The 6,146-nt window shown below is 54.0% G+C and carries 13 protein-coding genes and 1 pseudogene; 3 read left to right on the top strand and 11 right to left on the bottom strand.

All coding sequences use genetic code 11. From position 1 onward, the window contains the following. Positions 1-20: 20 nt before the first annotated feature. Together F0Q32_RS26905 and F0Q32_RS25735 are read left to right on the top strand one after the other, a co-directional pair. Positions 21-218: pseudogene (locus tag F0Q32_RS26905) on the top strand (hypothetical protein); the annotation flags it as partial. 28 nt (positions 219-246) lie between these two features. Beyond that, positions 247-510 carry a hypothetical protein gene (locus F0Q32_RS25735; RefSeq protein WP_021243021.1) on the top strand — a complete coding sequence of 88 codons (264 nt, stop codon included), beginning with the start codon at positions 247-249 and terminating at the stop codon, positions 508-510. 30 nt (positions 511-540) lie between these two features. On the opposite strand, the gene F0Q32_RS25730 is transcribed toward F0Q32_RS25735, so the two are convergent. After that, positions 541-720 carry a Rop family plasmid primer RNA-binding protein gene (locus F0Q32_RS25730; RefSeq protein WP_021243020.1) on the bottom strand — a complete coding sequence of 60 codons (180 nt, stop codon included), beginning with the start codon at positions 718-720 and terminating at the stop codon, positions 541-543. A 68-nt stretch (positions 721-788) separates the two neighbouring features. On the opposite strand from F0Q32_RS25730, the gene F0Q32_RS25725 reads away from it, so the two are divergent. Further along, entirely contained in the window at positions 789-1,154 is a 366-nt protein-coding gene (locus tag F0Q32_RS25725) for a hypothetical protein (RefSeq protein ID WP_021243019.1), read from the top strand. Between the two features lie 61 nt (positions 1,155-1,215). Here the strand turns inward: F0Q32_RS25725 and F0Q32_RS25720 are convergent, their stop codons facing one another. From F0Q32_RS25720 to F0Q32_RS25680, 10 genes are all read right to left on the bottom strand, one after another. Continuing rightward, positions 1,216-1,515, bottom strand: a complete 300-nt coding sequence (locus tag F0Q32_RS25720) for a type II toxin-antitoxin system RelE/ParE family toxin (RefSeq protein WP_021243018.1) — start codon at positions 1,513-1,515, stop codon at positions 1,216-1,218. Continuing rightward, positions 1,505-1,768, bottom strand: coding sequence for a hypothetical protein (locus F0Q32_RS25715; protein ID WP_000072676.1), 264 nt, complete (start codon positions 1,766-1,768; stop codon positions 1,505-1,507). Before F0Q32_RS25715 ends, F0Q32_RS25720 begins: the two co-directional genes overlap by 11 nt. A 137-nt stretch (positions 1,769-1,905) precedes the next feature. Then, entirely contained in the window at positions 1,906-2,358 is a 453-nt protein-coding gene (locus F0Q32_RS25710; protein ID WP_125125741.1) for a hypothetical protein, read from the bottom strand. Between the two features lie 548 nt (positions 2,359-2,906). Continuing rightward, complete coding sequence (msrA, locus tag F0Q32_RS25705; RefSeq protein WP_021243016.1) at positions 2,907-3,401, bottom strand: peptide-methionine (S)-S-oxide reductase MsrA; 495 nt, start codon at positions 3,399-3,401, stop codon at positions 2,907-2,909. After that, the gene (gene msrB / locus F0Q32_RS25700; protein WP_021243015.1) at positions 3,391-3,852 is read right to left on the bottom strand and encodes a peptide-methionine (R)-S-oxide reductase MsrB; all 462 of its coding nucleotides are present in this window, start codon (positions 3,850-3,852) and stop codon (positions 3,391-3,393) included. Before msrB ends, msrA begins: the two co-directional genes overlap by 11 nt. 23 nt (positions 3,853-3,875) lie before the next feature. Continuing rightward, positions 3,876-4,013, bottom strand: coding sequence for a hypothetical protein (locus F0Q32_RS26275; protein WP_021243014.1), 138 nt, complete (start codon positions 4,011-4,013; stop codon positions 3,876-3,878). A 73-nt stretch (positions 4,014-4,086) separates the two neighbouring features. Continuing rightward, positions 4,087-4,593, bottom strand: a complete 507-nt coding sequence (locus tag F0Q32_RS25695; RefSeq protein WP_001567380.1) for a DUF417 family protein — start codon at positions 4,591-4,593, stop codon at positions 4,087-4,089. A 30-nt stretch (positions 4,594-4,623) separates the two neighbouring features. Further along, on the bottom strand, positions 4,624-4,884 hold the full coding sequence (locus tag F0Q32_RS25690) for a DUF1471 domain-containing protein (protein ID WP_001567381.1): 261 nt from the start codon (positions 4,882-4,884) through the stop codon (positions 4,624-4,626). Between the two features lie 212 nt (positions 4,885-5,096). Further along, positions 5,097-5,654 carry a TetR/AcrR family transcriptional regulator gene (locus F0Q32_RS25685; protein ID WP_001567382.1) on the bottom strand — a complete coding sequence of 186 codons (558 nt, stop codon included), beginning with the start codon at positions 5,652-5,654 and terminating at the stop codon, positions 5,097-5,099. Between the two features lie 96 nt (positions 5,655-5,750). Then, complete coding sequence (locus F0Q32_RS25680) at positions 5,751-6,017, bottom strand: YdgH/BhsA/McbA-like domain containing protein (protein WP_001567383.1); 267 nt, start codon at positions 6,015-6,017, stop codon at positions 5,751-5,753. Positions 6,018-6,146: the final 129 nt, after the last annotated feature.

Raw genomic sequence — 6,146 nt, 5'->3', positions numbered from 1 at the left:
CCGTTTTCTGAGACGACCCCTATCTGTTCAACCGCCGGGCGAACGGCATCGATGAAATCTGGTACATCTGCCCGGACAGGCCGACGCTCGTCCGGGTGCAACGGGCAATTTTGGCGGTGGATGAAATCGTGAACCCACAGACCGGCGAGGCCCGAAAAACGGCAGAGCTGGACCGGGAACGGCTGTTTGCCTGCTTCAAATTCATGGTCATGGTCTGAGGTTAATCATTCATTTATGAGGTGTTTTATGACAAACCGGATTGCGGTTGTGGGCCGGGAGGCCCTGCTTATGGTCGGGGCGATGGCCGGAGGGCTGTGTGTGCTGGCCGCGCATCTGCTGAAATTGTTCTGGCGCGTGCTGCCGGTGTTTCTGCTGCTCTACGGGTTCGTGCAGTTTCTGGCGAGGAACCCGGCGATCCGTGACTGGTTGTTCCTGCATTTCGGGCAGGGAGGCACGGCGGCGATCCTGATCGGTGGTACCCTTCTTTGCCTGCGTCGTCTGATGAAATGACGGCAGACAGCACCGGCCGCGTCGGTGCTGTTATTCCTCCCCGAGCTGGTCCCGCATTGCCAGCCAGAGCGTTTCCGCGTCCTCGTGCAGCCGTTCGCACATGTCGGCCGCGGTATCCATATCCAGTTCGTTCAGCTTTTCCAGCAACAGCAGCGACTGATCCCTGATGAATTTTGCCATGTTGAGGGCGGTTTTTTCCTGTTTCGTCATGTTTCTTTCCTTCCGGGCATGGTGTGCGCCTGTCGGGTATACTGTCTCAAAAATAGCGGGGTGAGACAATGGCGTGGGTGACGGTGAGACAGGCCACGGAACTGACGGGAAAAGCCCGAAGTTCCCTGTATCGGGATATGGCTAAAGGCCGCGTATCATACCGGACGGAGGCTGATGGTGGTCGTGTCGTAGATACCAGCGAGCTTATCCGGGTGTACGGTGAGTTAAGACTGATTGAGACTCATGATCGGGACGGGTTGAGACTGCCGGATGAGACTGAAAAAACGGTATCAGAGGCGCTGATTGCGGAGATAAAAGCGCTGCGGGAAGAGGTGGCCGGGCTGCGGCAGGAAATGCAGGCCATGAGACTACTGGAACACAAAACGGAGACAGCAGAGACACCGCGCCGGTGGTGGCAATGGGGGAAGCGCTGACGCGCTGCGCTTGTCCAACCGGCGACGGCCACGCAATGAATTGCGCCCCCGTCACCCGTTATCAGCGGACGGAGTGGGGATTCTGGCGCTGGCCGACTACGGCCAGAACCCGGATTTTCTGCGCCGGGTCATTCACATCATAGAGGACATGCTGTCCCATCAGGCTTATCCGGCGAACGTCCTCGCCATAGCGTGAGTCCACTTCGTAGAGACGCGGAAAGTCTGCCAGCTTGTCTGCGGCCGCAAGAACGCGATCGGTGACGTTCCGCGCATCCCACAGAGATGAATTTTCCGCGATGTAGTCAAACAGTGCCGTTACGTCCTCGATGGCTCCCTGCTTCCATTCCACGTCATACGGCATCACGCAGTTCCTGATAGCGACCATGCAGCCGCTGGCGGAGTTGTTCCGTGGTCATGCCCGGGCGTGTATCAGCGCGGGCTGCAGTCACTTTGGCGCGAACCTGATCTTCATACTCGGCCTGTGCCAGTTCTTCGTTAGCCAGGCGCTGCAACAGTGCTGCCTTGTCCGGGCCACCTTCCGGCAGTATGCGGGGCAGACTTTCGGCCAGTTCCCGCAAGAAGTTGGCGTTTTCGTAGTGTGTGGTATTGCTCATTACAGAGCCTCCGGGGTTGATGCGTCGACATGAAGGAGTTTAGCAGGGACACTCCCTGAAAAATATGCTGAATCCGGTACGCGAAGCGTTACTTCCTTGTACTGGCTGTTCTCTGTTATTCGTGCTGTCTTGCAGGCTTACTGCGGGTTGCTGTCTTTTTTTTCTCGCTGCCTGAGTCCCTCAGCAAAACCGACCATCCAGCCTAATGGATCATGCTGCGCAGCCCCTGACAACAGCGCGTCAGATTCCAGTCCGGCTTGTCGTCCTGCCTCTCTGACATCTTCTCGTACCCATACCGCAATTTGCTTATAACCCGCCTCGCGCATACGTGCTTTATAGGCTGCCTGGCCGCGTGCATTCTTGATCAGATACTTGCGGTTGCTAGTGATATCGCGTGTCTTGTTGTTTGAACCGGTCATTAATTCCTCAGGCATTACAGAGTTGTCGTACACACAGAAAACATTACTAGTAATTATGATTGTTGTGAGTATTCCAGGGAGAAAATGAGAGATTTCCCGCGCAAAAGGGCGCTTTTTGGCGGTTTCAGGTGGTAAACGCACTGAAACGGGCCGCCATGCAGTCCGGTGCATAGCCATTCATGCCATCAGAATTCATCAGGCAAGTTTTGCGGGGTTTTCGCCGGGTAAGCTGTGGTTTTCACCGGCTTCGCGCTGAAATCGCCCTGAGCGCGTTTTAGCGGTGCGTACAATGAAGCCTTTATGTTAAATAGGGGCTTTTGTTGTCCGGAAAAGGCTGAGCAAAAATACGATAAACAGTGTCATACCGGTAACCAGCATGACATAGCCGGCTGTTGGGTTATAAGTCAGACAGAAGGCTGTGCAGGCACTGGGGGCGTGTATGCGAAAAAGCCCGGCAAAACACAGACTGGCCGAGAGTCCGTAAAATAACGATCCTGCGATAACGGTCAGCATAATTCTAAACATTGTCCCTTTGTCCCTTTGACCCTAATCATCCTCATCTTTTTTCTAATATGCCCCTTAAAATCAGGATGTTGATTGTTTTGTATGCAAGAAATGGACTAAAGAAATTTGTTTGTGATCCCATTCTCGTTTCTGCATATGAACAAAAAAGCCCCGCACATGGGCGGGGCTGAATGCTGCGAGTCTGCGACGGTGACTTATCCCGGAAGCGTCCAGTCAGGTCGTTCAAAATGGCAGGTATAGCCGTCGGGATTATGCTGCAGGTAATCCTGATGCTCTGGCTCTGCAGACCAGAACTCACCGGCCTGCTCTACTTCTGTCACCACGACTCCGGGCCAGACTCCTGAATCATCTATTTCACGGATAAGCTGGTTTGCCTGCTGCTTTTGCTCCTCTGTGGTGAAAAAGATGGCTGAGCGGTAGCTTGAGCCGACGTCATTACCCTGACGAAGTATTGTTGTAGGGTTGTGAATACTAAAGAAATATTCCAGTAGTTTTCGGTAGCTCAGTTTATCCGGGGAATACACCACCTTCACCGCCTCCGCATGTCCTGGGTGGTGCTGGTATGTCGGGTTATCATTACGTCCGCCGGTATAGCCCACTTCGGTGCTGACCACGCCATTGAGTTTGCGGATCAGCTCCTGGACACCCCAGAAACAACCACCGGCAAGGATTGCCACATCAGTTTTCATGCTTATCTCCTTTCTCAAACAGGGGAAGAAATTCACCGTATCCTTCTGTTTCCAGAGCGCCTTTCGGGATAAAACGCAGTGAAGCCGAGTTAATGCAGTAACGTAATCCACCGGTATCCTGTGGCCCGTCAGGGAAGACGTGTCCCAGATGGCTGTCACCGTGACGGGAACGCACTTCAGTACGCACCATGCCATGACTGAGGTCGCTCAGGTTGTGGACGTTGTTTTCCACTGGTTTGCTGAATGCCGGCCAGCCACAGCCCGAATCAAATTTGTCCTTCGACGAGAACAGTGGCTCACCGGAGACGATATCCACGTACAGTCCGTCCTCAAAGTGGTCGTCATATTCTCCGGTAAACGGGCGCTCAGTGGCGCTTTTCTGGGTGACGCTGAACTGCAGTTCCGTCAGTGCCTGAATGGTCTGTGGGTCTTTTTTATACGGTTTGTTCATATCGCTCTCCTGACAAATCTCACTCACCGGGACGGGTCCTGCTCATGAATAAGATCCAGATAGTGTTTTTCAAAGTCCGGGTTGGCGGGGAGCGACTTATTTTCCAGGTAGCGCTCTAAAAAGTAGCGGGGAGTGATCCCCGCCCGAAAGGCGGCTTCCATGCCTCTCACCATGAACCCGGGAGTGGTGTCATATTTGCTGGCCAGAAATATCAGGCTGCTGCGTAATTCAGGGTCACCCCATGGCTGACAATGCGTCAGACGAGCGGGGTTTGTGCACGGCGCTGAGTTGCTTCGCCCTCCGGTTAATCAGTGTCCGTCGCAGGTCATGACGCAACAGCACCAGTCCAGCCCCAATCAGAAGAACATCCTTGATAATGAAGCTGTCAATGCGACCCAGCTGCGGCAGAAGGCTCAGGGTGACGATGCCGGTGCCTGCCACCATCAGGGCGCCTGCTGCACCCACTGCCGGCCGGAAAAATCCGGCAATCAGGGCCAGAAGGGTGATATTTTCCACCACGCCGAGTGCGTAGCTGAGCCCCTGAACGCCGAGAGCCGGATACAGCGCACCGAGCCAGGTGCCTGGCAGCAGGTGGTGAAGGGCATTGGCCTCGAAGGCAAACCATTTGTAGGTGCCAAACAGGGCGAAGATGAAAATCACTGACAGCCGCAGAACCATAATGTCCAGGCCTGACGTTTTACGAAGTAACCGGCGCAGTTGTGTCTCGACGTTATTTTTCATGGTGTGTGTCCTTTTATTTTCGTTTTGTGTTTATGCAAACAGCGTGGCGCGGGCATGAACGAAACGGGCCTGCTCAAGCTCAGAAATCAGATAAGCGGCAGCGCCATGTTCAAGGGCTTCGCGGATAACCTCCCGCTCCAGCTCATCCACGGAAGACACCCAGCCAACAGAGAGTGTACGGACCGGTACCAGAGCTGCTTTTTCTTCCTCAGTAAGATCGGATTTGATGATGACCGGTCCATGGGCTTTACGGGTGAAGACAGCGATAACGTCGTTGATAAGTGCTTTCATGATGATGCCCCCTGCATGTCTGTTTTATTGTGTTGTCGTGTTGTTAATATTTATTCTACCTACCAGTAGATAGATTGGCAAGGGGTAACTGGAAATTAAACGCAAGGAAAGTCTTAATGTCTTCTGAGGCCCCCGGAATACAGGCGTTGTCAGCGGTGATTTTTTTGAGTGCTGGCTGCCCCGGTTAAACCGGGGCAGCCACAGGCGTGGCTTTACGGGCGGGAGAGTAGCTGAATAAGCGCGCTCATGGTGCGGGAACAGGCATCATGAGGAGGGATCCGATTGAGCATCAGGGCCCCTTTAATGGCGCTGCCGATGATAATGGCCACGTCAGCCGGCTCAGCAGTAAAAGCCAGTTCACCGCTTTCACGACCCGAAACCAGCACACTGGTCAGGATGCGCAGGTCGGTTTGTGCCAGTCGTGAGGTGGCTTTCTGAAGAGGTTCTTCAAACAGGGCGCTGTCGGACAGCATGGCGTGAATGCCACACATCTGGCCGCTGTCGGCGCATTTGAGAAATGCGTCCATATAACCCTGCAGACGGGCTTTACCCGGTGGCAGCTGTAACAGGGCAGCTTCCAGTTTCAGCAGGCTGGCCTCCTTGTATTCACAATAGGCAAGCCCGAGGTCGGTTTTGGTCTGAAAATGGTAATGGATACTGGCCTTCCGTATTCCCAGACCGTCAGCGAGATCAGCATAGCTGAAGCCCTGGTAGCCGTTCTGCTGGATAAGGGTATCAGTCAGTTCAATCAGACTGTCATGGGTGGACATAATGTTCTCCTGGCACCTGCGGGTGCCTGTTATTCAGACACAACTGCGCCCGGAAACCAGAAGGGTTCCGGGCGCAGTTGCGAGGGTAACGGGTATTCAACGATACAGGACAGCGGTACCGGAAAGTTTATTCATACCGGTGGCACTGGTGATGCGGTAGTGTGTGGCCCCGGCATCAGCGGCTTTCATATCCAGTGAGGCCACCAGGTCATCCAGGGTGGTGAAGCCACCGGAAGAGACCACCCCAATTTTTTGCAGCGATGCTGCTTCGCTGCGGGAAACCATTTGCGGGCTGGCGGCATAGCTCAGTGCGCTGGCGGACAGGGCGATGATGGCAAGGGTGGTTTTGATGATGTTTTTCATGATGACGCTCCTGATGTTCTGTTGTGTGTTTTTGTTTGTGTGTCGTGTTGTTAAAATCAAATCTACCAACCAGTAGATAGGTTGGCAAGTGTTAATTGGGGTCCGCTTGGAAAACGGAATCTATGGTCA

Source organism: Pseudocitrobacter sp. 73 (assembly GCF_008369545.1).
Taxonomy (GTDB): Bacteria; Pseudomonadota; Gammaproteobacteria; order Enterobacterales; family Enterobacteriaceae; genus Pseudocitrobacter; species Pseudocitrobacter vendiensis.
This window is presented reverse-complemented; position numbering and strand designations above follow the sequence as displayed.

Bases quoted from the DNA above. Each gene is read 5' to 3' on its own strand.
- F0Q32_RS25735 (WP_021243021.1), top strand. From the start codon at position 247: ATGACAAACCGGATTGCGGTTGTGGGCCGGGAGGCCCTGCTTATGGTC.
- F0Q32_RS25730 (WP_021243020.1), bottom strand. From the start codon at position 720: ATGACGAAACAGGAAAAAACCGCCCTCAACATGGCAAAATTCATCAGG.
- F0Q32_RS25725 (WP_021243019.1), top strand. From the start codon at position 789: ATGGCGTGGGTGACGGTGAGACAGGCCACGGAACTGACGGGAAAAGCC.
- F0Q32_RS25720 (WP_021243018.1), bottom strand. From the start codon at position 1,515: ATGCCGTATGACGTGGAATGGAAGCAGGGAGCCATCGAGGACGTAACG.
- F0Q32_RS25715 (WP_000072676.1), bottom strand. From the start codon at position 1,768: ATGAGCAATACCACACACTACGAAAACGCCAACTTCTTGCGGGAACTG.
- F0Q32_RS25710 (WP_125125741.1), bottom strand. From the start codon at position 2,358: ATGCACCGGACTGCATGGCGGCCCGTTTCAGTGCGTTTACCACCTGAA.
- msrA (WP_021243016.1), bottom strand. From the start codon at position 3,401: ATGAAAACTGATGTGGCAATCCTTGCCGGTGGTTGTTTCTGGGGTGTC.
- msrB (WP_021243015.1), bottom strand. From the start codon at position 3,852: ATGAACAAACCGTATAAAAAAGACCCACAGACCATTCAGGCACTGACG.
- F0Q32_RS26275 (WP_021243014.1), bottom strand. From the start codon at position 4,013: ATGGAAGCCGCCTTTCGGGCGGGGATCACTCCCCGCTACTTTTTAGAG.
- F0Q32_RS25695 (WP_001567380.1), bottom strand. From the start codon at position 4,593: ATGAAAAATAACGTCGAGACACAACTGCGCCGGTTACTTCGTAAAACG.
- F0Q32_RS25690 (WP_001567381.1), bottom strand. From the start codon at position 4,884: ATGAAAGCACTTATCAACGACGTTATCGCTGTCTTCACCCGTAAAGCC.
- F0Q32_RS25685 (WP_001567382.1), bottom strand. From the start codon at position 5,654: ATGTCCACCCATGACAGTCTGATTGAACTGACTGATACCCTTATCCAG.
- F0Q32_RS25680 (WP_001567383.1), bottom strand. From the start codon at position 6,017: ATGAAAAACATCATCAAAACCACCCTTGCCATCATCGCCCTGTCCGCC.